Origin of the sequence: Marinobacter mobilis (assembly GCF_900106945.1) — a bacterium.
Classification (GTDB): Bacteria; Pseudomonadota; Gammaproteobacteria; order Pseudomonadales; family Oleiphilaceae; genus Marinobacter; species Marinobacter mobilis.
In genome coordinates this window covers 384,497-408,573 of record NZ_FNNE01000002.1, presented here as the reverse complement: position 1 = coordinate 408,573, position 24,077 = coordinate 384,497, and the positions used below count along the sequence as shown (strand labels likewise).

Sequence of the window (24,077 nt, the reverse complement as noted above, 5' to 3'; positions counted from 1 at the left end):
AGGATACGGAAACAGACTCATGAGCGACGATCAGTCGAGTCGCAGTCAGGGCCACAAGTCCTGGCTGGAACGAATTTCACAGGCTTTCTCCAGTGAGCCCGAGTCCGCAGAGGACATACTGGAAATATTACGGGACGCCGAGGCCGAGCACATCATTGATGCCGATGCCATGAGCATCATTGAAGGCGCTATGCAGGTCATCGACATGCGGGTTGAGGAGATCATGATCCCCCGCTCCCAGATGGTCACCGTCAAGGACTCGCTGGATCCCAAGTCCGCCCTCACTGAAATCATCGAGTCCGCCCACAGCCGCTTTCCGGTCATTGGCGACAGCCCGGATGACGTTGTTGGCATCCTGCTGGCAAAGGACCTGCTGCCACTGGCACTCGCCAACGAGCTTTCCTGGCCCCGTATCCGTGAATTGCTCCGGCCGCCGACCTTCATCCCTGAAAGCAAGCGGCTGAATCAGCTGCTCAAGGAATTCAAGGAAAACCGCAACCACATGGCCATTGTGGTGGATGAGTATGGCGGCACTGCCGGCCTGATCACCATCGAGGACGTGCTGGAGCAGATCGTCGGCGAGATCGAGGACGAACACGACTTTGACGAAGAGACCCACATCAAGACTCGCGGTAACGGCGTCTTCGCGGTCAAAGCCGTCACCCCGATTGAAGACTTCAACGAATTCTTCAGCACCGATCTCGACGAGCAGGAGTTCGACACCATCGGCGGCGTTATCCTCAAGGAGTTCGGTCACCTTCCGCGACGCGGCGAGTCGGTGAAGGTGGGCAACCTGACGTTTACCATTGCCAACGCCGACAACCGCGTGATCCGGCTGCTGCAGGTGACTCGCAGTGGGGCGTGACAGCATCCCTGTCGCTAACCGCTGGCTGTCAACCGCCCTTCTGCTGTTAGCTGGCGCAACCCAGACACTTACCTTTGCGCCCTTCCACTGGTGGTGGCTGGGGCCGGTGTCCGTCGCACTGATTCTGCTCTGCACCGTCACACTACCCGCAGAGCGGCTGTTCAGGGCCGGCTGGCTGGTTGGCCTGGGACTGTTTGGCAGCGGCGCTTCCTGGGTATATATCAGTATCAGCCAATTCGGCAACACCTCCATCCCGGCATCCATTCTGATGACGGCGTTTTTTGTTGCCGGGCTCGCGCTCTTTCATGGGATTGCCTTCTGGGCCTGGGGCAAACTGGCCCAGGTCAGCAAGACCCGACGCCTGCTGCTGTTCCCCGCCATCTGGATACTGGGGGACTGGGTTCGGGGCTGGCTTCTTACCGGTTTCCCCTGGCTCTACCTCGGCACGGCACAGGTCGATGGCCCGCTGGCTGGCTGGGCACCCGTGCTTGGCGTCCACGGCGCAACCCTTTGGGTGGTCGCCCTTGGCCTGTCGCTCTACGCCGCCGCCTGGCTGCTCCAGCAGAAACGACCGAAAGTGTCCCTCGCCACCCTCGCCGCCGGATTTCTGCCCTGGCTTGCGGGCCCAGCCCTGAACGCCACATCGTGGACGCAGGTGTCGGCGACTCCGATCTCCGTTGCGACCATGCAAGGCAATGTTCCTCAGCTGATCAAATGGGATCCGGATCACCTGAAACAACAGATCGTCACCTACCTGGGGCTGACCGAAGACGACTGGCAACAGGATCTCATCCTGTGGCCCGAAACCGCCATTCCGCTCACCCAGGACCAGGCCGGCCCGATTTTCGACCACATTGAATCCCGCCTTGGGCCAGACAGCACCCTGATCACCGGCATTCCATGGTATGGATTCAGCGATCGCCTTGAAGACTTCACCTTCCACAACAGCATCATGGCGCTGGGCAATGGGGAAGGCATGTACCACAAACAGAAGTTGGTGCCATTCGGAGAGTATGTGCCACTGCAACAGTGGCTGCGGGGACTGATTGGCTTCTTCGACCTGCCCATGTCGGACTTTTCCCGCGGCCCGCAACACCAGTCGCCCCTGGTGGCAGGGGCTATCCGGATCATGCCGTACATCTGCTACGAGGTAGCCTATCCGGACTTCGTAGCCATGAACGCCCGTGCTGCGGATTTGCTGGTCACCATCAGCAACGATGGCTGGTTCGGTGATTCCATCGGTCCGCTCCAGCACCTTCAGATCGCCCGTATGCGGGCGCTTGAAACCGGGCGCTACATGATCCGCGGCACCAACAACGGGCTAACTGCGATCATCGACGAAAAAGGGCAGATTGCCACCAGCGTGCCGCAATTCACTGCGACCACTCTGCGCGGGGAAGCCCGTGCGGCGACAGGCTCCACGCCCTATATGGCGACAGGCTCCTGGCCGGTGCTGACACTGGCTGCCATTCTGATCGTGTTTGTACGGGAACGGGAAATCCCGGCGATCAGCTAGGGATGTTCCCGAGACAGACTCTTGCAGACAACAATGCCCCACCCATGGTGGGGCATTAGGCATCAGGCTTCTTTTGGCCAGCGGCTGGTCACCCGCTCAAAGTAATGAGAGTTGCAGGCCTCACAGGGCGCAATGTGGCTGGTCGCCGTGAGGCACGTCATGTGCCCGCAATTCAGGCACTTGAACATGCCAGCCGTCGCCACCTCGCCACTGATGTAGTGACTGACATCCTCATTGGCCAGCTTCTGGTTCAGCTCAAGGGTGTCGAGCCGAGTCTTGTCGGCAATGGAAAACAGCATGTTGGCCAACTGATGTTCCATCAGTGAGATATCCAGCTGTAACCATTCTTCCAGACCTTCGCCGGTTTCATCGATAAAGTGCAGCAGATGCCCCAGATCCCGCGTCAGGTAAGCGCCTAACAGATCGGCCTCCTCCCGGGTCATCTCTTCGAGTGCATACTCGACTTCAATCGCCTTGGCTATTTCTGCACGAACTCCGTCGACGGTTACATCGCCCGCCTCCGCTAGCCCGCGTTGAACCCGTTCCAGCATTCGGTCATAAACCTTTAATGCCTGGCCGGAAAGGTGATGACGTTCTGGCTCTGTCATAGCGATACCCCATGAGATCTTGCATTTTTCCCGGTGACTCCAACCTGCGGAGCCGCAACGAAAACTCCTCCGGACGATCCCGGCGCCCTTACTGTGATTCTGGCACAGGTTTCGCCTTTTGGCAGACTACCTGTAACGCCCGCGGTACGTTAGAATGTGCGGCCGCTCAGCAAATCTTTTAACAGGGTAATCTAGGTAATGGCAGGAATGGACGAGCAATACAAACCCAGCGACGTTGAACAGAACGCCCGTAACTTTTGGGAACACAACGACACCTTCACCGTGAAGGAAGAGCCGGGTAAGCCCAAGTACTACTGCCTGTCCATGTTCCCCTACCCCAGCGGCAAGCTGCACATGGGACACGTCCGCAACTACACCATCGGCGACGTCATCTCCCGTTACCAGCGCATGCAGGGCAAGAACGTCATGCAGCCCATGGGCTGGGACGCCTTCGGCCTGCCGGCAGAAAACGCTGCCATCAATAACAACACCGCGCCCGCCAAGTGGACCTACGCCAACATCGAGTACATGAAAAACCAGCTCAAGCAGCTGGGTTTCGGCTACGACTGGAATCGCGAACTGGCTACCTGCAAGCCTGACTACTACCGCTGGGAGCAGTGGTTCTTTGCCCGTCTTTACGAAAAGGGACTGGTTTACAAGAAAATGGCCACCGTTAACTGGGATCCGGTGGACCAGACCGTACTGGCCAACGAGCAGGTAGTGGATGGCCGCGGCTGGCGCTCAGGCGCCCTGGTTGAGCAGAAGAAGATTCCCCAGTGGTTTATCCGCATCACTGACTACGCCGAAGAACTGCTGAATGACCTGGACCAGTTGGAAGACTGGCCAGAACAGGTCAAAACCATGCAGCGTAACTGGATTGGCAAATCCGTCGGTGTGGAGCTGACCTTTGGCCTGGAGAACCAGGACGATGGCCTGACCGTATACACCACTCGCCCGGACACCCTGATGGGCGTCAGCTACATGGCCGTTGCCGCCGAGCACCCTCTGGCCAAGGCGGCAGCCGAGCGCAACGCCGAGGTCGCTGAGTTTGTCGAGCAGTGCCGCAACCACAAGGTGGCCGAAGCGGAAATGGCCACCATGGAGAAGCTGGGCATCGATACCGGGTTCCGGGCCGTTCACCCGCTGACTCAGGAACTCATTCCGGTCTGGATCGCCAACTTCGTGCTGACAGACTATGGCACCGGCGCGCTGATGGCCGTTCCCGGCCATGATGAACGCGACCACGAGTTTGCCCTCAAGTACCGCTTGCCGATCAAACAGGTCATCACTGCCACGGACAACCGTGAAATTGATGTCCAGGAAAAAGCCTTCACTGAAAAGGGCACACTGGTTTCATCCGGCAAGTACACCGGCCTGAGCAGCGAACAGGGCTTCGACGCCATTGCCGAGGACCTCGAGCAACAGGGCATCGGAAAGCGGACAGTGAACTACCGCCTGCGCGACTGGGGTGTTTCCCGTCAGCGTTACTGGGGTGCCCCTATTCCGATGATGACCCTGGCCGACGGTAGCGAGCGTCCGGTGCCGGACGATCAGCTGCCGGTCGCATTGCCTGAAGATGTCGAGATGGACGGCGTCAAATCTCCGATCAAGGCCGATCCTGAATGGGCGAAAACCACCTTTGAAGGACAGTCGGCAACACTGGAAACCGATACCTTTGACACCTTTATGGAGTCATCCTGGTACTACGCCCGGTTCTGCAGCCCCAATTACGACAAGGGCATGCTCGACCCGGCTGCGGCCAACTACTGGCTACCAGTAGACCAGTACATTGGCGGTATTGAGCACGCCATTCTCCATCTGCTGTATGCCCGCTTCTTCCATAAGCTGCTGCGCGATGTCGGCCTGGTCACCTCTTCCGAACCATTCAACCGCCTGTTGTGTCAGGGCATGGTTCTGGCGGAGACGTTCTACCGGGAAGATGACAACGGCGGCAAGATCTGGATCTCGCCGGCTGATGTTCAGGTCGAAAAAGACGACAAAGGCCAGGTGGTCGGCGCCGTTCATCAGGACGATGGCCAGCCGGTGATCCCAGGCGGCATGACCAAAATGTCGAAGTCCAAGAACAACGGCATCGATCCGCAAGCCATTATCGACGAATATGGCGCCGATACTGTCCGACTGTTCATGATGTTCGCAGCACCGCCGGAACAATCCCTGGAATGGTCCGACAGCGGTGTTGAAGGCGCACATCGCTTCCTCAAGCGACTGTGGCGGGCCGTGGGCGAGCACCGGACCGCTGGCGATGTCCCCACTCTGGACATCAGCAGCCTCAATGGCAGCCAGAAGGCACTGCGCCGCAAAACCCATGAGACCATCACCAAGGTCAGCGACGACATCAGCCGGCGACTGACGTTCAACACCTCCATCGCTGCTGTCATGGAGCTGATGAACGAGGTTGGCAAACTCGGCGGCACCGAACCCCAGGATCTGGCCGTTACCCAGGAAGCCCTGGAAGCTGCCGTCCTGATGCTCGCGCCGATTGCACCGCACATCTGTCATAGCCTGTGGCAGGCGCTCGGCCATACCCAGCCGGTGGTCGACACCGACTGGCCGAAAGCAGACAAGGAAGCCATGGTCAAGACCGAGATCCAGGTCGTACTGCAGGTCAATGGCAAGGTCCGGGCCAAGGCGGACGTGCCGGCAAACATCGATAAGGCCGCCCTGGAGCAGCTTGCCCTGGAAAACGAGAACGTTATCCGCTTCACTGAAGGCAAGACCGTTCGTAAAGTGATTGTCGTGCCCGGCAAGCTCGTCAACATCGTGGCCAACTGATGACCTTGGGAAGCAGCAGGAACCCGTCGCCAGCATATGCAGCGGTCACCGCAAGACTCACCTTGCTGGCCGCCGTGCTCGCCATCTCCGCCTGTGGCTTCCAACTGCGGGGAGCAGCCCCCGTCTCCTCGGCTCTGCAACCGCTGTCGGTTCAATGCGCCGGCAATGTACCGGTGGCATTGTGCAACGCTGTCACCGAGCAACTCACCCTCGGCGAAGTCGCGCTTACCGAGCCAGCCCAGGCGGCGTACCGGCTGCGGCTGACCCGGTTTGAACAGACCCGACGCACCAGCGCCATTACCTTGCAGGGATCTGCTGCGGAATACGATCTGCGACAGCGGGTATGGATGGACCTGCAAAACCGCCAGGGCCTGCCGTTGATTGCAGAGTCTGAACTCAACAGCAGCGAGTCCTATCGTTACGACGAAGACCAGGTTCTGGCCAAACAGCGGGAACAGCAGGAAATAGAGTCTGCGCTCTATCAACGACTGGCACAGCAGATCATCTTCCGCCTGACCCCCATGACCGAAGCCCGCATTCGGGCAATTGAGGCACAGGCCCAGACTCCGCCCCCCACCGCACCGGAAACCTCAGAGCAAGCGCCCCTCCGATGAAGGCCCAGCCAGCGCAACTGCCTCAGCAACTCAAAAAGGGGTTACACCCGGTATACCTGGTGTCCGGAGACGAGCCTCTGCTGGTACAGGAATGCTGCGACCAAATTCGCAAAGCAGCCCGGGAAGCCGGATTCGAGGACCGCGTGACTTACCACGCCGACCAGCAGCTCGACTGGAACAGTGTCGGAGAAGAGTTTGGTGCCCTGTCACTGTTCGCCGAACGCCGCCGGATTGAGATTCATCTGCCCACCGGAAAGCTTGGTGACGGTCGCAAGATCCTTGAGCGCGTGCTTCCCGATCCCCCGGAAGACATATTACTGATTCTCATCAGCGCCAGACTGGACGCTGCCGAGCTTCGCCGGAAATGGTACAAACTGCTGCAGGACAAGGGACTTCATGTCACGGTCTGGCCAGTGGATACCGACAAATTTCCGGCTTGGTTACAACAGCGCGCCCGTAACCAGGGACTGCACGTCACCAGCGAAGCCCTCACCATGCTCAGCGAACGGCTTGAGGGCAACCTGCTGGCTGCAGCCCAGGAACTTGAACGGCTGGCCCTGTTCTGCAAAGACGGCACCATTGATGCCGACGCCGTGGAACGGGCAGTGCAGGACAGCGCCCGCTTCAACGTCTTTGAGCTAATCACGGAACTTCTCACCGGCAATACGGCCAACGCACGACGCATCATCAACTTCGTGCAGCAGGAAGGTGACAGCCCCCTTGGCCTGCTCAGCATCCTCAGCCGCGACCTCAATCTGACACTTGAGCTACAGAAAGCCCTCGCCAAACGGGAGCCTTCTGCCCAGTTTCTCAAACAACGCGGTATTCGCCAGCCCCAGAGGGCCCGGGCCCTTGAAACTGCCGCCCGCCGCCTGTCCCGCCCTACCCTCTACGAGGCCTTGCGTCTCTGTAGCGAAACCGATCGGGCAGCGAAAGGATTTGGCGATCTCCCTCCCTGGCATCACCTTCAGGATCTGGCCTCACTCATGGCCTCCCGTTAAGCCTCCCCGCACAACCTCTTGACAAGTTTTCCCACGCGGGTGCATGTTTGGACTCTAACCCACCTGGTTAAGGGAGATAACGATGAAGCTTCAAGAGGAACTGAAAAAGGTTAACGAAAAGATCAAGCAGTACCGGGATGAGGCCAAGGTTCAGCTCCACCTGGCTCAGGAGGACATCAAGGACGAATGGGACGATCTCGAAGAGGAATGGGACCAGTTCAAGCATCGCGTTGACGAACTCCTTCACGATGCTAACGACGCCACCAAGGAAGCCAGGGAATCCGCCCATAAACTGGCGACAAACCTGCAAGACCGTTACCAGAAACTCCGGGATCGCCTTAAGTAGACCTACCGCACACGTTGCAAACTGACAAAGCCATCCGGTCAGACCCGGGTGGCTTTGTTGTGCCATACTAAACTTGAAATAGCCGTCATTTATCGATTCGGTCAAGGAGGACATAGAAAGACCCGGCTGCCGCTGAACCTATCCGCCCGGTTCCCTTGGAAACCGGCACCCTGTTGACCAGCGCCGCAGCCAAGTAGTGGGGGGGATAGACAGACCATGAAACCAGCACAACTGGCCCTGATCATCGCAATCGGCCTGACTCCAGCTCTGGCCACCGGGCAGAACACTCGCTTCAGCGACCCGGATACCACCATCCGTGAACAGTTTTGGGGAACACTCTATAGCGAAGGAGGAACAACCTTCTTCTGTGACACCCCCTTTACCAGCAAGGGCTTCCTGGTCAGTGAGGGCTACATTTACCCCCTCATCCACGTCCGTAACGCCCTGCACTGCGGCACCCCCCGGCAATGCGAGAAAGATGAGCGTTATCGCCAGATTGCCTCTGACCTACACAACATTGTACCGGTTCGGAGTCGGGTCGAAATGCGACGAAGAAATGCCAAATACGAACAACTGACCGCCGCCGCACCGCTCGGCGAGTGCGGGATACGCGAACAAACCCAGTTCATTGAACCGCCAGCGCGGATCAAGGGCAATGTCGCCCGGGCTGTCGCCTACATGGTCACCACCTATGACCTGCCTTGGATTGGCGCCCCATCGGTCTTGCGGAACTGGAGCGAACTGGACCCGCCGGATGCCAATGAGCGGGCTCGCCACAACCGCATTGTGGGCATCCAGGGCAATGACAACCCGTTCGTGCTGGATCCCCGGCGCATGGAGCAGCTGTAAGCGGCTCAGAACCTCACACTCTGTTCCGCCCGGCAATAAAAAACCGGGCCTGAGCCCGGTTTTTTATTGCCGGGCAGCGACCCATTCAGATCGCCACCCTAGCCCATACTAACGTTGCGTCAGAACTCTTCGTCAGACAACGCCATCATGGAATCACTACCACTACGAATACCCTCGGCCAGAGACACAGTCTTCGGCAGCAGGCGGTCGAAGTAGAATCGCGCAGTCTTCAGCTTGCCGGTATAGAAGCCAGAAGTATCACCTTCCGCCTTCGGAGCGGCAGCCTTGACCATACGGGCCCACACGTAAGCCAGCGCAGTCAGACCGAACAGATCCAGGTAGTCCACAGACGCAGCACCAATGGCATTCGGGGTTTCTTCCGCCTGCTTGAGCACCGCATCAGTTACATCATCGAGTCGCTCAAGCGCTGCTGACAGGGACTCCAGGTAAGGACGCAGAGTCGCATCGTCGCTGTTCTCCTGGATGAACTTGGCAACGTCTGCAGCGAACAGCTCGAAGAGTTTGCCCTTGCTGGCAACAACCTTGCGGCCCATCAGATCCAGAGCCTGGATACCATTGGTACCTTCATAGATCTGGGTGATCCGGCAGTCGCGAACCAGCTGCTCCTGCCCCCACTCACGGATGAAGCCGTGGCCACCGAACACCTGCTGTCCCATGATACAGGTATCCAGGCCGCGGTCTGTCAGGAATGCCTTCGCGACCGGCGTCAGCAGGGCCACCATACCTTCGGCGTGCTTGCGCTGCTCTTCGTCATCAGAGAACTTGGAAATATCCAGCCACTGAGCCACGTAGGTTGAGAAGGCACGACCACCTTCAACGTAGCTCTTCATGGTCAGCAGCATACGACGTACGTCCGGATGAACGATGATCGGGTCAGCAGCCTTGTCTTTCTGCTGCGCGCCAGTCGGAGCCCGGCTCTGGATACGGTCCAGAGCGTACTCACGGGCATTCTGCAGGGACGCCTCGGCAGCACCGATACCCTGGATACCCACACCCAGTCGCTCGTAGTTCATCATGGTGAACATGGCCGCCAGGCCCTTGTTAGGCTCACCGACCAGCCAGCCCTTGGCGCCGTCGAAGTTCATCACACAAGTGGCGGAAGCCTTGATCCCCATCTTCTTCTCGATGGAGCCACAGCTGAAGCTGTTACGCTCGCCCAGAGAACCGTCGTCGTTCACAAAGAACTTCGGCACCAGGAACAGGGAGATGCCCTTGGGACCGGCAGGAGCGTCGGGCAGCTTGGCCAGCACCAGATGGATGATGTTCTCAGCCATGTCGTGCTCGCCCCAAGTGATAAAGATCTTGGTGCCGGTGATGCTGTAAGAATCGTCGCCGTTAGGCTCGGCCTTGGTGCGAATAATCCCCAGATCGGTTCCGGCATGGGGCTCGGTCAGATCCATCGCACCGGACCAGACGCCGGAGTACATGTTGGGCAGGTATTTTTCTTTCAGTTCCTGACTGCCATGGGCATTCAGCGACAGGCAGGCGCCAGCGGTCAACATCGGCGCGAGACCGAAAGACATGTTGGCACCCTGCATCATTTCTTCAAACTGGGCCACCAGCATTTTCGGCATACCCATGCCACCAAATTCAGGGTTACCACCAAGACCGTTCCAACCACCTTCAACGATGGTCTGGTAAGCTTCCTTAAAGCCCTCCGGTGAGGTGACTTCACCATCATTCCACTTGCTGCCCTGCTCGTCAGCTTCTCGATTCAGGGGCGCCAGCACACCTCCGGCAATCTTTCCTGCTTCTTCCAGGATGGCATCAGCCGTGTCCGGATCAACATTTTCTGCCAGCTTCGGCATGCTGCTCCACAAAGTCGGGGCATCAAATACTTCGTTCAGGACAAAGCGCATGTCGCGCAGGGGCGCTTGATAATCAGCCATCTATCACTCTCCAATAGTTATTTCGTTACACTCACAACAGGCAGGGTCTTCTTGTTTTCCCCAAAGTGTTCACGCCCCTTGTCCGTGGTCAGTGTCCGGCTTGGTATTCTACCCAATTTTTCGTCGGCACTCACGGTTATCACCTACATCCCGCGACATCAGCGCCAGGCATCACACATCAACAATAAAAAACCCGCGTCCCTATAACAGGAGGCGGGTTTTTTACAGACTTACCGAACGATCACCTTAGAATGCGAAGGAATCTTCCGGCATGTCCATCAGGGTGTCGGCACCCGCCAGCATCATTTCAGCGTGACCCTTGGCGCGCGGCATCAGGCGCTTGAAGAAGAAGCGCGCAGTCTGAACCTTGGCACTGTAGAAGGCCTCTTCAGAAGTACCTTCAGCCATGGCGTCCAGAGCAACCTTGGCCATGCGGGCCCACAGGTAACCGAATACGGCGTATCCGGAGTACATGAGGTAGTCCACAGAGGCGGCGCCCACTTCGTCACGGTTCTTCATGGCGTTCATGCCGATCTTCATGGTCAGATCGCCCCACTCCTTGTTCATCGCCTGCAGCGGCTCAACGAACTCTTTCATCTGCTCGTTGTCAGCATTTTCCTTGCAGAACACATGAACCAGCTTGGTGAACTGCTTCAGAGCTTCGCCTTGGGTCATCAGTACCTTACGGCCCAGCAGGTCGAGTGCCTGGATGCCGGTAGTACCTTCGTAGATCATACCGATACGGGCATCACGAACGTTCTGCTCCATGCCCCACTCAGTGATGAAGCCGTGACCACCAAATACCTGCATACCCAGGTTAGCGGACTCATAGCCGATCTCGGTGAGGAACGCCTTGGCGATCGGAGTCAGGAAGCCCAGCATCGCGTCAGCGGCCTTCTTTTCTTCCTCGGTCTTGCCCTGGTGAACCACGTCCGCCTGCTGAGCGGCCAGGTAAACCAGTGCACGAGCAGCTTCAGCCACAGACTTCTGGGTCAACAGCATGCGACGTACGTCCGGGTGAACAATGATCGGGTCAGCCGGACCATCCGGGTTCTTCGGACCCGTCAGGGCACGCATGGCCAGACGATCCTTGGCATAGGCCAGAGAGCCCTGGAAGCCCAGTTCGGAAGCACCCAGACCCTGGATGGCAGTACCGATACGAGCGGTGTTCATAAAGGTGAACATGCAGTTCAGACCTTTGTTCTCAGGCCCGATCAACCAACCTTTGGCGCCATCGAAGTTCATAACGCAGGTGGCGTTGCCGTGGATGCCCATCTTGTGCTCCAGGGAGCCACAGGAAACAGCGTTGGCTTCGCCAGCGGAGCCGTCTTCGTTCGGCAGACGCTTGGGAACAATAAACAGGGAGATACCCTTGGTGCCTTCCGGTGCGCCCGGCAGGCGAGCCAGAACAATGTGCACAATGTTCTCGGCCATGTCGTGGTCACCGGCAGAGATAAAGATCTTGGTGCCGGTGATGCTGTAGGAACCATCAGCGTTAGGCTCAGCTTTGGCACGCAGGATACCCAGATCAGAGCCACAGTGCGGCTCGGTCAGACACATGGTACCGGTCCACTCACCACTGATCAGCTTGGTCAGATAGGTTTGCTTCTGCTCTTCAGTGCCGTGGGCTTCAACGGTGTTGGTGGCGCCGTGGCTCAGGCCCGGGTACATACCCCAGGACCAGTTGGCTGTACCGACCATTTCACTCATCACGATACCGATGGAAGCAGGCAGGCCCTGGCCACCGTAGTTGGGATCGGCAGTCATGGAAGGCCAGCCGCCTTCAACGTACTGCTGGTAAGCTTCTTTGAAGCCCTTTGGCGTGGTTACGCCGTCTTCGCTCCAGGTACAACCTTCCAGGTCACCTACAGAATTCAGAGGAGAAAGTACCTGCTCAGCGAACTTGGCACCTTCCTGGATGATCGCATCGACCATATCCGGGGTTGCATCTTCTGCGCCTTCCAGACTGGCGTAGTGCTGCTCACTGTTCAGCAGCTCACTCATTACGAATTTGATGTCACGCAGGGGCGCTTTATATTCTGGCATGGGCTTTCACCTCATCTGTCGGTTAGGTCTGCATCTAAGTGCGCAGTACGTTGCCATGGGTTTTGTTCATATGCCGTAACAGGAGTGTCATCGACATAAGTTAAACAAGTGTTTGAAACATACGTTTGTTGGCAAGAAGATGTCAAGTATGAGATAGCAAATTTATGTACTGCGCCCACCATACTGCTCACCCGACGCAACCCTGCCCCAGGTTGCCAAGGAATAAAATAATTTGGAATATCAGATGCTTAAATCGAGGCGAGCGCTCTCATCGGAGTTGGCGCGGGGAGACATTCCGGAAATGGAACGATAGGTTTCAACCGCGGCACGGCCTTCGGTTCTGGCGCCTTCCTGCGTGCGCTCCTGAGAAGATCTGGCATTCTGGGCCATTTCGGCCTGAGCCTGTCGCTGGATCTGGGCAGCTTCCGCAGCAACCGCCCGATCCTGCGCTGAGGGCTGAGCTGGCGCCATCGCCGCGGCCTGAATAATCCGCATTTTCTCAACAGTCGCCTGAGGGTTACCCTCAACTGCAGACAACTCAATGGGCACTTCGCCGCCAATGGCGTACTGGACACCATCCGGACCACGCTGATAGCTGAAACTGGCCGCACCGGCATACTGCCCACCAACACCCTGGTGGGCCGCCTCATGCGCTCGGACTTCACGATCCCTCGCCTTGAGCTTGTCCAATTGACGACGCTCGGATTCACTCAGCGCCAGTGAAGATTCCACCTCTGAGGGCCCGCTTTTTGGTGACTGCGCAGCACCAGCCCCAGAAGCCGGGTCACGGCCGATGGCCGCACCCGTTCCCGTGGACGGTGGCAAATAAGGCTGGGAGGAAATGATCATAGGATCACCTGGTTTGCGCCGAGCTGGACATCAAACAGGTAGAAAGACAGTGCAGAAGAAGGCTGAAACAGGCCTTGTCAGGCCATGATATCGAGCAGGGTACCGAGGGTTTCATCGGCCGTCTTGACCACTTGAGCAGAAGCTTCGACGCTTCGCTGATACAGTTTCAGGTCGACAATTGGCTCTAGCAAATCGCCGTTACCGGAGGCAGAGCCCTGCGGACCATCAACGCCCGCGCGGGCGATTTTTCGTGCGGCACTCTCCATACCCAGGAGGCCATCCTGAATACCCTGAATCCCGATACCGAGTGTGTTCTGAATCATGTTGGCGACCACATAACAGCCAAAAGATAGCCCAATTAACGCACACCTCTGGCTAATTTTCAACCAGAGGCGCGTAACCAGTCCTTCTCCCTGACCCCATCAGCCCAGCAAAAGGCCAAGATTCAACTCATCGGCCATGGCCGAGAGATCCGCGTCGGGCAGCCACGGCAGCACGCCCAGGCAGGGAGCCGGCAGATGGGATTGCAGGTATTCCAGGGTGTCGCTTTCACAACTCATGACTTGCTGCTGCGGCCGGTTGGCCACCCAACCAGCAATACGAAGGCCGTCAGATCGGATAGCCTCTGCCGTGAGCAGGGCATGATTGATGCAGCCCAGCTGCAACGGCACCACCAGGATAACCGGCACATCCAGCGCCTGGGGAACCCGCGCGTAGGTTTCCCGCTCATTAAGTGGCACCCTCCAGCCCCCTGCTCCCTCAATCAGCAGCAGGTCACCGGGCTGCATCTGCATTCCCCGACAGAAGCCAACCAAACGCTGGGCAGTGATCGTCTTCCCCTCCTGAGCCGCCGCTACATGGGGCGCAATGGCCGGTTTCAGTGCGATGGGATTGATCTGCTCATAACCAAGGTTTTCCGTCATGCTTGCCTGCAACAGCAAGGCATCTTCATTCCTGAGCCCTTCCCCGCTCTCCTCACAGCCAGAGGCGATGGGCTTCATACCCAGGGTCCGGAGCCCGGCCCGTCCGCCTGCGTGAAGAATTGCCGCCGACACCAGAGTTTTGCCAACACCGGTATCAGTACCTGTCACGAAAAACGTATGCTTTGCCATGGTTTCAGCCTTTCCAAGAAAATTCAGGCACTTCTAAAAGTGACTATTCGGTATGCGTCGCACGGTCCCGGGCTTATAGCAGCGGTTTGCGGCAGACCAGATAGCCTGCCTTATACGTCGCCACAACCTGCCCTCCCTGCCGCGGGTAGGCGTCACCCAAACGCCGCACCCGCCCCGGTGCCGTCAGGGTCTGCCGTCGTCCCGCACCCTTATATTGAGCCCCCAGCGACTTGAGTTCACCGAGCAGCGCCAAAGGAGACGCATATGGCAGGCAGATCGACTCACACTCCAGCCTGCCGTCGGGGAACACATCCCTAAGCCGCTGCTCAACCACGTCGTACGCCTCAAATCGGTTGACGTGCGCCACCCCCGGATCCACCATTTGCCAGGCTTCCGCCAGTTCGGCCAGGGTTCCGTCCAGGAGGGTCGAACACACCAGGTACCCCCCCGGACGCAAGATTCTTGAACACTCCCGCAGTACCGGACGTGGATCTGCACACCACTGAATCATCAGGTTACTGAAGATCACATCAGCACTGCCGTCGGCAAACGGGAGCGATTCAGCGTCCGCCACCACCCATTGCACCGCCAGGCCACGAATAAGGCGGGCATGCCGGATCATGGCTTCAGACAGATCCACTGCCGTCAGAGAGCAGCCCGGCAGCCGCTCTGCCAGAGCAGAGGCAAACTGACCGGTTCCACAACCAAGATCCACAACCCGTTTGCCGGCATCTGCCTCAGTGAGCAGTTCCAGCAGGCGATTTCCCATATGGCGCTGCAATCTCGCCGCCTCATCGTATGAGGACGACGCAACACCGAAATCCCGGGCAACGGTCGCTTTATCTGCAATCGGCACACTCATTACACGATTCCCAATGAAGCCACGAAGCGGCGGATTTCATCCTGGCAGCAGGCGATCGCAGAGCCACGGGGCCAATGCCCCATACCCGACACCCGACTCACTTCTGCCCCCCAACCAGAGACCTGGTCCGCCACATGGCCATCCACCAGATAATCCTGGTCACCCCAGATATGAAGCGACGGTACAGCAGGGTGCTGCCAGTCCGCCCGCTGATCGGTTGCAGCAAGCCATTCCAGAGAGGTTTCCAGTTCTTCTATGCCCAGCGGGGGCCCGGAGGCCAGCCAGGGGGCCAGGGAACGCCGACCGTCCTTTTCATTGCTCCCGCCCATCACCTGCAATGCCAGAAAGCGCTTCCAGGCGCGCATCGGATCCGTTCTGAGCCCGTCATGAAATTGCCGGAACGTGTCAGCCGCCATGCCATGATTCCAGTCATTCGAGGCGACAAAGCGGGGAAAGCTGCAAAGAGTAATCGCTCCCTGCAGTTGGTCCGGCGCCTGCCGGGCTGCAGACATCACCACCTGCCCACCCTGGGACCAGCCCAGCCAGACCGCAGCTTCAGGCAGGCGATTGAGCAGCCGGGCAGCCACATCATCGATGCCACAGGCACCCGCTACCAGTCCGGAATCCAGGGTCGCGAGGTGAACCACGCCGGGCCAGTCCGCGACCAGCGGCTGTAGCATGGTGGCCGGGACACCCCAGCCGCCAACCACGACAATGGCCGGATACGAGCTCAACGAGGCCATGGAATCATCCGGGGTAATGGCATCGACAGTCCGCCAGGCCCGCGATCAGTCGGTCCAGGTCGGCGTCGGTGTGCGCCGCGCTGAAGGTCACCCGCAGTCGGGCTTCCCCTTCGGGCACAGTGGGCGGACGAATCGCGGTCACCAACAGCCCCCTCGCTTCCAGCTCCCGGCTCAGGGTCAGAGCAGCCCAGTTATCACCCACCATGATCGGCTGAATCGGGGTATGCGAGGGCATCAGACGGTAACCAAGAGCCGAGGCTTCGGTACGAAACCGCTCAACCAGATGACGCAGATGATTCCGACGTTCCGGCTCATCACGAATCACCTCAAGGGCGGCACAGGTGGCCATGGCTACGGCAGGCGGCATTGCAGTGGTATAGATATAGGTACGCGCCTTCTGCACCAGGTAGTCCATGAGCAACGCGGGCCCCGCGGCAAACGCGCCGCTGGTACCAATGGCTTTCCCGAGGGTTCCTATGAGTACCGGCACCTCCTGCTCAGACAACCCGAGCTGCTCCAGCGTGCCGCCACCGTGCTCCCCCAAGACGCCAATTCCATGGGCATCATCGACCACCAGCAAGGCGTCATGCTCACGGCACAACCTCGCCATTTCCCGCAATGGCGCAAGATCTCCGTCCATACTGAACACGCCGTCGGTGACCACCAGCTTGTGGCCGGACGTTCCCGCCAGCATGTCGGCAAGGGCCGACATGTCGTTGTGGGGATAACGACGAACACGGGCACGGCTGAGCAGACAGCCGTCAATGATGGAGGCGTGATTGAGTCGATCGGAAAAAATGGTGTCGCCACGGCCCGCCAAAGCGCTGATCACGCCGAGATTGGCCATGTATCCGGTGGAGAAGAACAACGCCGATGAACGCCGGGTCAAGCCGGCGAGGGCAAGCTCAAGACGATGGTGCGCATCGTGATGACCGCAGATCAGATGGGAAGAGCCGCCCCCAACACCGACCTCCGGCACCGCAGCCAACAGGGCCCCGGACACGGAGGGGTGGCTTGCCAGCCCCAGGTAGTCGTTGCTGCAGAAGGCCAGAACGGACTGATCGTCCGCTGTCAGCGCGGGCTGCTGAGGCCCGCTGATGAGGCGCCGGCTGCGATAGAGGCCGGCGCTCTTCCGCGCGTCCAGTTCAGCGGCAAAATCACGCAAGGGAGATTGACCTCAGGCAGACTCGCGAGTGGCGTCGTAGAACATGTGACGGGTACGTTCGTATTCGACCGCCTCGCTCAACGCCTCGACCTGCTCTTCCTCAGTATGGGCCTGCTCCCGTTGCTCGGGACGAATGCCCAGACGACGGAACAGCTCACGGTCACGATCGGCTTCGGGGTTTGCCGTAGTGAGTAGTTTCTCACCGTAGAAAATCGAGTTGGCACCGGCCAGGAAACACATCGCCTGCATCTGCTCGTTCATGTTTTCACGACCGGCAGAGAGTCTGACGTGAGACTCGGGCATCATGATGCGGGCTACGGCAATGGTGCGAATGAAATCGAACGGATCGAGATCATCGACCTGATCCAGCGGCGTGCCTTCCACTTTCACCAGCATGTTAACCGGCACACTCTCAGGATGGTGAGGCAGATTGGCCAGCTGAGCCAGCAGCCCGGCCCGGTCGTCCAGGTCTTCACCCATACCCATGATGCCGCCACAGCAGACCTTCATGCCGGCCTTGCGGACATTGTCCAGAGTATCGAGGCGATCCTGGTAGGTACGCGTGGTGATAATGTGGTTGTAGTACTTCTCGGAGGTGTCGAGGTTGTGGTTGTAGTAGTCCAGACCGGCATCAGCCAGCTCCTGGGCTTGCTCTTCCTTCAACATCCCGAGAGTCATGCAGGTTTCCAGGCCCAGAGACTTGACCTGCTTGACCATATCGAGCACGTAGGGCATGTCTTTCTTGGCGGGACTGCGCCAGGCGGCTCCCATGCAGAAGCGGGACGCCCCCTTTTCACGGGCTGCGCGGGCTTCGGCAACGACGCGCTCGATTTCCAGCAGCTTTTCCTTTTCCAGACCGGTGTTGTAATGACCGCTCTGAGGGCAGTATTTACAGTCTTCCGGACAGGCGCCGGTCTTGATCGACAGCAGCGTGCTGACCTGAACCTCATTGGGATCAAAATGTTCCCGATGGACGCTCTGAGCCTTGAACATCAGGTCATTGAACGGCAGTTCCAGCAGGGCTCGAACTTCCTTAACGGTCCAGTCGTGGCGTATCGCAGTGGCGGTCATGTGCAGGTCCTGTTAACTTTGCGTCTTTCCAGGGTTTAAGGATTGTGCAAATGATAAAGGGACTATTATCTCTGTCAACCCATATCAAACCAAAGGTTAACAACCTTTTGCGTTCGCCTGCGACCTGCGTTACTTGCCTTGCTCGGGGAGAGCATGACGGGCTATGCCCACAGTGTCGAAATCAACTGACTGAAAACTCTAGGCATTGTTGCCAGTGCGCCCTTCCCCTGCCCGTGTCTGGTGAGGCAACGGAGGTGCTACGCTGCGGCGATTGTCAGTCCGACCCTCCCCCGTTCACGCGGGTTATTGCCCCTTGGGTTTACCGGTTTCCGCTGGACCGCATGATTGGCCGCTACAAATACCACAGCCAGCTGGCAATGGCACAGCCGGTGATCCGCGACCTGGGAGAGCACCTGGCCGACCGCCTGCAAGCCTGCCCGGAGCATGAACCGGAGCTTCTGATTCCGAGCCCCATGCACAAACGACGGCGGCGCCAGCGGGGCTTCAATCAAGCCGATGCCATCACCGAACAGTTGAGCCAGCGACTGGCTATCCCCTGGTCGGCCAATACGCTTGAACGAACCCGGGCAGTCCCGCGGCAGTCCAACCTTAATCGGGAACAGCGGGCAAACAACCTCAGGGGCATCCTTCAAGTCAACCGCCCCCTGCCCAGGAAAGTCGCGCTGATCGATGACGTCATGACCACCGGAGCCACCGCCCGCGCCCTGGCTCAGGCGCTGCGTTTGGCAGGCGCGGAAGACGTTCAGGTCTGGGTGCTGGCGCGGACGCCGCTGTGAAGCGAAAGGGACAAACGCTCTCTCTGCGGAACGTTAGCTGATACAGGTGACCACATAGTCTGCGATGGAAAGGCAGGACGTTAACCCCGGAGACTCTATGCCGAAGAGGTGAACCAAGCCATGCACTCCGTGGTGAAAGGGGCCTTGAATATCAAAATCCGCCGCGGGCTCCCCAGGCCCGGACAGTTTCGGCCGCACGCCAGCGTAGGCCGGCTGCAAACGCTGCGGGTTCAGCCCCGGCCACCATGGTTTTACTGACGTTACGAACGCCTCTGACCGCGCCCGGTCAACGGTATAGTCGGGCCGCTCAATCCACTCCACATCCGGCCCAAAACGGGCCTGGTTCGCGAGATCGAGAGTCAGATGGATACCCAGGCCACCAGGCTCAGGCAATGGGTAAATCAGCTCCCGGAAAGGATGATCACCGTTGTAGCTGAAATAGACGCCGCGCGCATAATACGGGGTTGGACACAGGGACTGAGGGTAACCTTGCCAGCGGGTTGCCAACGGAATAGCCTCAAGCCCGGCGGAGTTTACGACATAGCGGGCTTCCAGCTGACAGGGTACGGTACCGCCAACGGTGAGCAGATGCGCGCCATCCCGGCTCACCGCCGACAGTACCGGCGCCTGACAGATCAACTGACCGCCTGCAGTCTCAAGGTCCGCCAGCAGCGACAGCATCAGCTGGTGGCTGTCGATGATTCCGGTTTCCGGAGAATGCAGCGCCCCGGATATCTGAAGGTCCGGTAGCCTGCAACACGCCTCATCGCGCCCCAGCAGCTCAAGCTCAACACCATTGGCCGCGGCCCGCCCGCGAATACGCTCAAGCTCTTCCATCTGATTGGCACCGACCGCGACAATCCATTTGCCACATTTTCGGTGGGCGACGTGACGGTGCTCACAGTATTCGTATAGCCGCTGACGCCCCTGGACACACAGGTGCGCCTTGAGGGAATCCTTCGGGTAATAGATGCCGGCATGGATCACTTCACTGTTTCGCGACGACACCCCTTCACCAAACCGCTCCCCAGCCTCAAGCACAAACACATCGTGGCCGGCCAGCGCCAGCGCCCGTGCGACCGCGAGCCCGACCACGCCAGCCCCGATGACCACGGCATCCACCGACAGCGTTTCCAGTGCCCTGCTTCCCAAGTTCGTTACCATCCCTCTACCCGACACCTCCCCGCGCTTTCGTCGGCAAGTATGGCAAAGCCCACCGTCGAGGGAAACGCAGCAACCCCGACAATTGCCCCACCCCTTCGTGTTCACCGGGTGAACAGGATATACTTAGCGCCGGATAAAACAGTGCAGGCGCAGGGAGCCGGGAAGCGATGTCTGACAGGAAGCAGTTCATAATCGTGATGATTGTTGCCGCCATTTTTGTTGGCTGGTTAGGCTGGCGAGGCGCTGAAGTCATCTCTCTCAACCAGTCCCTGAAAGATGATGAAACCGTGGGCAACTACCCATACCAGCACAGGGTGCTGAGGGTGGAAGGCCAGACCGCCATCATGAGTTCGCTCCGCTCTCAGAACGTAGGAACCCGTGAAGCACTGATTACCATTTTTCCCAGTATGCGCAATCTGAGTGACAACCATCGCGACTGGCAACGGGCCGAGCGCGAACTGGCCCGGGTCCAGGCCAAGGCCGGCGACATCGTGCTGCAGTTTCCAGGCATTTCCAGAATTCGCTGGGAACTGGACAGCAACTGGTATCACCTCACCGCCATGCAAAACCAAAACGACAGGCGCTACTGACTGAGCGGGCATGACCGATAACAGCACCCACCCTTATGATCACCTGACACCGGACAATGTTCTGGATGCCGTTGAGGCCGAAGGCTTTATCGTCAACGGCCGGCTCTTTGCCCTCAATAGCTACGAGAACCGCGTCTACCAGATCGGCATCGAAGACAGCCCATCCATCATTGCCAAGTTCTACCGACCGGGCCGCTGGAGCGAAGCGCAAATTCGCGAGGAGCACGCCTTCTCCCTGGAACTGGCCAAAGCCGACGTGCCAGTGGTCGCCCCGCTGACGATGCCGTCCGGCGACACCCTCGGCCGTCATGGCGATTTCCTCTACGCCCTGTTCCCGCAACGGGGTGGCCAGGCACCGGATACCAGCATCACCGATACCCTATACCGTCTCGGCCAATGGCTCGGACAGCTTCATAATGTCGGCGCATGCAAACCGTTCGAGAGCCGCCCCAGCCTTTCCATCCTGTCCGGCATTACCGAGTTCAGCCGTTACCTGACCGACCACGGCTGGGTTCCCGACGACCTGCGCCCGGCCTGGGACAGCCTGATCCCCGACCTGATCGATCATTGTGCCCGTCGTATCGATGAAGCAGGCCCGGTGTCGACCCTGCGCCTTCATGGCGACTGCCATGCCGGCAACATTCTGGTCCGTGACGAACAAATGCTGTTTGTCGATCTCGACGACTGCCGCAGCGGACCGGCGATTCAGGATCTCTGGCTGTTACTCAATGGCGAGGACAAGGACCAGGGCGCGCAATTCGCCGAATTGCTGGAGGGCTACGAGATGTTCCGGGATTTCGATCGCCGTGAACGCTTTTTGATCGAACCTCTGCGCTGCTATCGCCAAATTGCCCACAGCGCCTGGCTTGCCCGGCGCTGGGATGATCCGGCGTTCCCCCGTTATTTCCCCTGGTTCAGCCAACCCCGCTACTGGTCTGACCAGATTCTGGCCCTGCGTGAGCAACTGGGGGCCTTACAGGCACCGCCACTCAGCATTCCCGGCCAGTTCTAATCCGACATACTACATTCCCAGGAGCCCATACCATGAGCCAATCCGAGGCCCGCTTTAGCATTCGCACACTCCTTCTTACTGCGCTGGTCACCATCGTTGTGACGGTCATGACATTGGAGATTAATGGCCGCATCCTTCACAACGAGAACAAGGACGACATGGCCGTGGGCGAGTTCACAGCACTCCACCTGATCCCCGGCGAAGAGGGGGTCCGGATGTCCCCGAAATCTTCCGAACTCCATGCCGTCTGCGAACAAGGCTACCTTGCCATCGCCTCGGATACGGACGCGGCCTTTCGCGCGGTTCTGCTCGACTACAAAAATCGCGGCGTTCGCTGCGGCGAGATTCACACCTTTGTCGCCCCGGACGACATGACCGCCCCGCAGGCGGCGGAGGGTCAGTAATGACAGACCGCAAGCCTGGCGACAGCGGTACCGATCGGCTGTTTGCCCACGAACAGCCACACTCGGATTTTCGCTTCGACGCCTCAGTGGCACGGGTGTTCCCGGACATGATCCGGCGCTCGGTACCTGGCTACACCACGATCATCCCGATGATCGAAGTGATTACCGAGCAATATGTTCAGCCTGGCAGTCATTGCTACGACCTGGGTTGCTCCCTGGGCGCCTCGACGCTCGCAATGCGACATGGCATCCACTACAACGACGTCACCCTGACCGGTATCGACAATTCCGCCGACATGCTGGAGCGCTGCGAGCACTACGTCGCCCTGGATGACCACTCACTGCCGGTAACCCTGCGCTGTGAAGACATTATCGAATCCCGGTTTGAAAATGCCTCGGTGACCACGCTTAACTTTACCCTGCAATTTGTTGCCCCTGAGCAACGTCAGGGTCTGCTGACCCGCATCGCCGAGGCCACCCGGCCCGGTGGCGTACTGATTCTGTCAGAAAAGATCCGCTTTGAGTCAGAGCAGGAACAGGACACCCAAACCCGACTGCATCACGAATTCAAGCGTGCCAACGGCTATTCCGACCTGGAAATCAGTCAGAAACGCGCTGCCATCGAACGGGTACTGCTGCCGGAAACGTTGCAGCAACACCGGGAACGCTTGCTGAACGCCGGATTTGACCAGGTTATCTTGTGGTACCAATGCTTCAACTTCGTCTCGCTGTTGGCCATCAAATCCACAAGGAACAGCCAATGAGCGGGTTTGACTGGCAGGCCTGTTACGGCGCCCTGTTCCAGCATCTGGACAGTGAAGGGCTGGAAAGCTGGAGCTGCCTGTTAAAACAGCAGCTGACAAAACGCTTCGATACCAACCCTCATGGTGATATCCAACGCTGGCAGCAGGCCTGGCAACAACTGCCGGAGTTTGCCAACGTCAGCGCAGACCTGACAAGCTCCGCGGTCGCTCTGAGCTCACCGGACTGCAGCGATGCCAACCAGCGCCAGACCGAGGCTGCACTTCGCGGCCTGATGCCCTGGCGCAAGGGCCCCTTCGACTTCTTCGGCGTTGCCATTGATACCGAGTGGCGCTCCGACTGGAAATGGGACCGGGTATCCCCCTACCTGTCAGACCTCTCTGGACGGCAGGTACTGGATGTGGGTTGCGGCTCCGGATACCACTGCTGGCGAATGCTCGGAGCGGGAGCCCAACGGGTAGTCGGCATTGATCCCGGCTTGCTTTTCCTGTTCCAGTTCCTGAGTGTGAAACGCTACCTGAGCACTGCGCCCATCGACTTGCTTCCCGTGCGTATGGAGGATCTCCCGCCAAAGCTGGAATGTTTCGACACGACGTTCTCCATGGGGGTGCTGTACCATCGGCGCTCACCACTGGATCACCTACTGGAGCTCAAGGATACCCTGCGCAGGGGCGGCGAGCTGGTGCTGGAAACCCTGGTGGTGGATGGCCCCGAAGGCTACAGCCTGATGCCCGAAGACCGCTACGGCCAGATGCGCAATGTCTGGTTCCTGCCGAGTTGTGACACGTTGCTGCGCTGGCTTGACCGCGCCGGCTACCGCAACGCTCGCGTCGTTGATGTCACCGACACCACCACGGACGAGCAAAGGTCGACCGACTGGATGCGTTTCCAGTCACTGGCCGACTTCCTCGATCCCGAGGACCCCGACAAAACCATCGAAGGCTATCCGGGGCCGAAACGGGCCACCGTCATCGCCGAAAAGCCGTAAACGTACCGCA

24 protein-coding genes are annotated in these 24,077 nt (G+C 58.9%); 13 read left to right on the top strand and 11 right to left on the bottom strand.

The window, feature by feature from the left end; genetic code table 11:
• Positions 1-19 precede the first annotated feature (19 nt).
• Both BLV11_RS04425 and lnt read left to right on the top strand, forming a co-directional pair.
• Entirely contained in the window at positions 20-865 is an 846-nt protein-coding gene (locus tag BLV11_RS04425) for a CorC family transporter (RefSeq protein ID WP_091811741.1), read from the top strand.
• Complete coding sequence (gene lnt / locus BLV11_RS04420) at positions 855-2,381, top strand: apolipoprotein N-acyltransferase (RefSeq protein WP_091811740.1); 1,527 nt, start codon at positions 855-857, stop codon at positions 2,379-2,381. The genes BLV11_RS04425 and lnt overlap by 11 nt, the downstream gene beginning before the upstream one ends.
• A 62-nt stretch (positions 2,382-2,443) precedes the next feature.
• Here lnt and BLV11_RS04415 read toward each other — a convergent pair whose 3' ends face one another.
• Positions 2,444-2,989, bottom strand: coding sequence for a zinc ribbon-containing protein (locus tag BLV11_RS04415; RefSeq protein ID WP_091811739.1), 546 nt, complete (start codon positions 2,987-2,989; stop codon positions 2,444-2,446).
• 207 nt (positions 2,990-3,196) lie between these two features.
• Here BLV11_RS04415 and leuS point away from each other — a divergent pair, with 207 nt between their 5' ends.
• From leuS to BLV11_RS04390, 5 genes are all read left to right on the top strand, one after another.
• Positions 3,197-5,782 (top strand): leucine--tRNA ligase, encoded by a 2,586-nt coding sequence (leuS, locus tag BLV11_RS04410; protein WP_091811841.1) that lies wholly within the window; start codon positions 3,197-3,199, stop codon positions 5,780-5,782.
• A complete protein-coding gene (locus tag BLV11_RS04405) occupies positions 5,782-6,396 on the top strand; it encodes an LPS-assembly lipoprotein LptE (RefSeq protein WP_091811738.1) in 615 nt (204 codons plus the stop codon). Before leuS ends, BLV11_RS04405 begins: the two co-directional genes overlap by 1 nt.
• On the top strand, positions 6,393-7,397 hold the full coding sequence (gene holA, locus BLV11_RS04400; RefSeq protein ID WP_091811737.1) for a DNA polymerase III subunit delta: 1,005 nt from the start codon (positions 6,393-6,395) through the stop codon (positions 7,395-7,397). Before BLV11_RS04405 ends, holA begins: the two co-directional genes overlap by 4 nt.
• 82 nt (positions 7,398-7,479) lie before the next feature.
• Complete coding sequence (locus BLV11_RS04395) at positions 7,480-7,743, top strand: hypothetical protein (RefSeq protein WP_091811736.1); 264 nt, start codon at positions 7,480-7,482, stop codon at positions 7,741-7,743.
• Positions 7,744-7,959: 216 nt separating this feature from the next.
• Positions 7,960-8,592 (top strand): endonuclease, encoded by a 633-nt coding sequence (locus tag BLV11_RS04390; protein ID WP_091811735.1) that lies wholly within the window; start codon positions 7,960-7,962, stop codon positions 8,590-8,592.
• A gap of 119 nt (positions 8,593-8,711) precedes the next feature.
• Here the strand turns inward: BLV11_RS04390 and BLV11_RS04385 are convergent, their stop codons facing one another.
• From BLV11_RS04385 to bioB, 9 genes are all read right to left on the bottom strand, one after another.
• Positions 8,712-10,502, bottom strand: a complete 1,791-nt coding sequence (locus BLV11_RS04385; protein WP_091811734.1) for an acyl-CoA dehydrogenase C-terminal domain-containing protein — start codon at positions 10,500-10,502, stop codon at positions 8,712-8,714.
• 246 nt (positions 10,503-10,748) lie between these two features.
• Complete coding sequence (locus tag BLV11_RS04380) at positions 10,749-12,548, bottom strand: acyl-CoA dehydrogenase C-terminal domain-containing protein (RefSeq protein ID WP_091811733.1); 1,800 nt, start codon at positions 12,546-12,548, stop codon at positions 10,749-10,751.
• 240 nt (positions 12,549-12,788) lie between these two features.
• Positions 12,789-13,397 (bottom strand): putative metalloprotease CJM1_0395 family protein, encoded by a 609-nt coding sequence (locus tag BLV11_RS04375; RefSeq protein ID WP_091811732.1) that lies wholly within the window; start codon positions 13,395-13,397, stop codon positions 12,789-12,791.
• 77 nt (positions 13,398-13,474) lie between these two features.
• Complete coding sequence (locus BLV11_RS04370; protein ID WP_091811840.1) at positions 13,475-13,720, bottom strand: flagellar basal body rod C-terminal domain-containing protein; 246 nt, start codon at positions 13,718-13,720, stop codon at positions 13,475-13,477.
• Between the two features lie 99 nt (positions 13,721-13,819).
• Entirely contained in the window at positions 13,820-14,509 is a 690-nt protein-coding gene (gene bioD / locus BLV11_RS04365; RefSeq protein WP_091811731.1) for a dethiobiotin synthase, read from the bottom strand.
• Positions 14,510-14,582: 73 nt separating this feature from the next.
• Positions 14,583-15,371, bottom strand: a complete 789-nt coding sequence (bioC, locus tag BLV11_RS04360) for a malonyl-ACP O-methyltransferase BioC (protein ID WP_091811730.1) — start codon at positions 15,369-15,371, stop codon at positions 14,583-14,585.
• On the bottom strand, positions 15,371-16,114 hold the full coding sequence (locus BLV11_RS04355) for an alpha/beta fold hydrolase (RefSeq protein WP_091811729.1): 744 nt from the start codon (positions 16,112-16,114) through the stop codon (positions 15,371-15,373). The genes bioC and BLV11_RS04355 overlap by 1 nt, the downstream gene beginning before the upstream one ends.
• 4 nt (positions 16,115-16,118) lie before the next feature.
• A complete protein-coding gene (gene bioF, locus BLV11_RS04350) occupies positions 16,119-17,279 on the bottom strand; it encodes an 8-amino-7-oxononanoate synthase (protein WP_091811728.1) in 1,161 nt (386 codons plus the stop codon).
• 12 nt (positions 17,280-17,291) lie between these two features.
• Positions 17,292-18,350 (bottom strand): biotin synthase BioB, encoded by a 1,059-nt coding sequence (bioB, locus tag BLV11_RS04345; protein WP_091811727.1) that lies wholly within the window; start codon positions 18,348-18,350, stop codon positions 17,292-17,294.
• Between the two features lie 341 nt (positions 18,351-18,691).
• On the opposite strand from bioB, the gene BLV11_RS18475 reads away from it, so the two are divergent.
• The gene (locus BLV11_RS18475; RefSeq protein WP_245725909.1) at positions 18,692-19,147 is read left to right on the top strand and encodes a ComF family protein; all 456 of its coding nucleotides are present in this window, start codon (positions 18,692-18,694) and stop codon (positions 19,145-19,147) included.
• Positions 19,148-19,180: 33 nt separating this feature from the next.
• Here BLV11_RS18475 and BLV11_RS04335 read toward each other — a convergent pair whose 3' ends face one another.
• Entirely contained in the window at positions 19,181-20,311 is a 1,131-nt protein-coding gene (locus BLV11_RS04335) for an NAD(P)/FAD-dependent oxidoreductase (RefSeq protein WP_091811725.1), read from the bottom strand.
• Positions 20,312-20,478: 167 nt separating this feature from the next.
• Between BLV11_RS04335 and BLV11_RS04330 the strand changes: the two genes are divergently transcribed.
• The 5 genes from BLV11_RS04330 to cmoB are packed head-to-tail and all read left to right on the top strand — an operon-like array spanning position 20,479 to position 24,067.
• Complete coding sequence (locus tag BLV11_RS04330; protein WP_091811724.1) at positions 20,479-20,901, top strand: hypothetical protein; 423 nt, start codon at positions 20,479-20,481, stop codon at positions 20,899-20,901.
• A 10-nt stretch (positions 20,902-20,911) separates the two neighbouring features.
• A complete protein-coding gene (locus BLV11_RS04325) occupies positions 20,912-21,913 on the top strand; it encodes a serine/threonine protein kinase (RefSeq protein ID WP_091811723.1) in 1,002 nt (333 codons plus the stop codon).
• Positions 21,914-21,945: 32 nt separating this feature from the next.
• Positions 21,946-22,317 carry a PA3694 family proteiin gene (locus tag BLV11_RS04320; protein WP_175528282.1) on the top strand — a complete coding sequence of 124 codons (372 nt, stop codon included), beginning with the start codon at positions 21,946-21,948 and terminating at the stop codon, positions 22,315-22,317.
• Positions 22,317-23,081: a carboxy-S-adenosyl-L-methionine synthase CmoA gene (cmoA, locus tag BLV11_RS04315; protein ID WP_091811722.1), complete on the top strand. Its 765-nt coding sequence runs from the start codon at positions 22,317-22,319 to the stop codon at positions 23,079-23,081. Before BLV11_RS04320 ends, cmoA begins: the two co-directional genes overlap by 1 nt.
• Positions 23,078-24,067, top strand: coding sequence for a tRNA 5-methoxyuridine(34)/uridine 5-oxyacetic acid(34) synthase CmoB (gene cmoB, locus BLV11_RS04310; protein ID WP_091811721.1), 990 nt, complete (start codon positions 23,078-23,080; stop codon positions 24,065-24,067). Before cmoA ends, cmoB begins: the two co-directional genes overlap by 4 nt.
• Positions 24,068-24,077: the final 10 nt, after the last annotated feature.

Coding starts and splice junctions, on each gene's coding strand:
- BLV11_RS04425 (WP_091811741.1), top strand. CDS start 20: ATGAGCGACGATCAGTCGAGTCGCAGTCAGGGCCACAAGTCCTGGCTG.
- BLV11_RS04415 (WP_091811739.1), bottom strand. CDS start 2,989: ATGACAGAGCCAGAACGTCATCACCTTTCCGGCCAGGCATTAAAGGTT.
- leuS (WP_091811841.1), top strand. CDS start 3,197: ATGGACGAGCAATACAAACCCAGCGACGTTGAACAGAACGCCCGTAAC.
- BLV11_RS04405 (WP_091811738.1), top strand. CDS start 5,782: ATGACCTTGGGAAGCAGCAGGAACCCGTCGCCAGCATATGCAGCGGTC.
- holA (WP_091811737.1), top strand. CDS start 6,393: ATGAAGGCCCAGCCAGCGCAACTGCCTCAGCAACTCAAAAAGGGGTTA.
- BLV11_RS04395 (WP_091811736.1), top strand. CDS start 7,480: ATGAAGCTTCAAGAGGAACTGAAAAAGGTTAACGAAAAGATCAAGCAG.
- BLV11_RS04390 (WP_091811735.1), top strand. CDS start 7,960: ATGAAACCAGCACAACTGGCCCTGATCATCGCAATCGGCCTGACTCCA.
- BLV11_RS04385 (WP_091811734.1), bottom strand. CDS start 10,502: ATGGCTGATTATCAAGCGCCCCTGCGCGACATGCGCTTTGTCCTGAAC.
- BLV11_RS04380 (WP_091811733.1), bottom strand. CDS start 12,548: ATGCCAGAATATAAAGCGCCCCTGCGTGACATCAAATTCGTAATGAGT.
- BLV11_RS04375 (WP_091811732.1), bottom strand. CDS start 13,397: ATGATCATTTCCTCCCAGCCTTATTTGCCACCGTCCACGGGAACGGGT.
- BLV11_RS04370 (WP_091811840.1), bottom strand. CDS start 13,720: ATGATTCAGAACACACTCGGTATCGGGATTCAGGGTATTCAGGATGGC.
- bioD (WP_091811731.1), bottom strand. CDS start 14,509: ATGGCAAAGCATACGTTTTTCGTGACAGGTACTGATACCGGTGTTGGC.
- bioC (WP_091811730.1), bottom strand. CDS start 15,371: ATGAGTGTGCCGATTGCAGATAAAGCGACCGTTGCCCGGGATTTCGGT.
- BLV11_RS04355 (WP_091811729.1), bottom strand. CDS start 16,114: ATGGCCTCGTTGAGCTCGTATCCGGCCATTGTCGTGGTTGGCGGCTGG.
- bioB (WP_091811727.1), bottom strand. CDS start 18,350: ATGACCGCCACTGCGATACGCCACGACTGGACCGTTAAGGAAGTTCGA.
- BLV11_RS18475 (WP_245725909.1), top strand. CDS start 18,692: ATGATTGGCCGCTACAAATACCACAGCCAGCTGGCAATGGCACAGCCG.
- BLV11_RS04335 (WP_091811725.1), bottom strand. CDS start 20,311: ATGGTAACGAACTTGGGAAGCAGGGCACTGGAAACGCTGTCGGTGGAT.
- BLV11_RS04330 (WP_091811724.1), top strand. CDS start 20,479: ATGTCTGACAGGAAGCAGTTCATAATCGTGATGATTGTTGCCGCCATT.
- BLV11_RS04325 (WP_091811723.1), top strand. CDS start 20,912: ATGACCGATAACAGCACCCACCCTTATGATCACCTGACACCGGACAAT.
- BLV11_RS04320 (WP_175528282.1), top strand. CDS start 21,946: ATGAGCCAATCCGAGGCCCGCTTTAGCATTCGCACACTCCTTCTTACT.
- cmoA (WP_091811722.1), top strand. CDS start 22,317: ATGACAGACCGCAAGCCTGGCGACAGCGGTACCGATCGGCTGTTTGCC.
- cmoB (WP_091811721.1), top strand. CDS start 23,078: ATGAGCGGGTTTGACTGGCAGGCCTGTTACGGCGCCCTGTTCCAGCAT.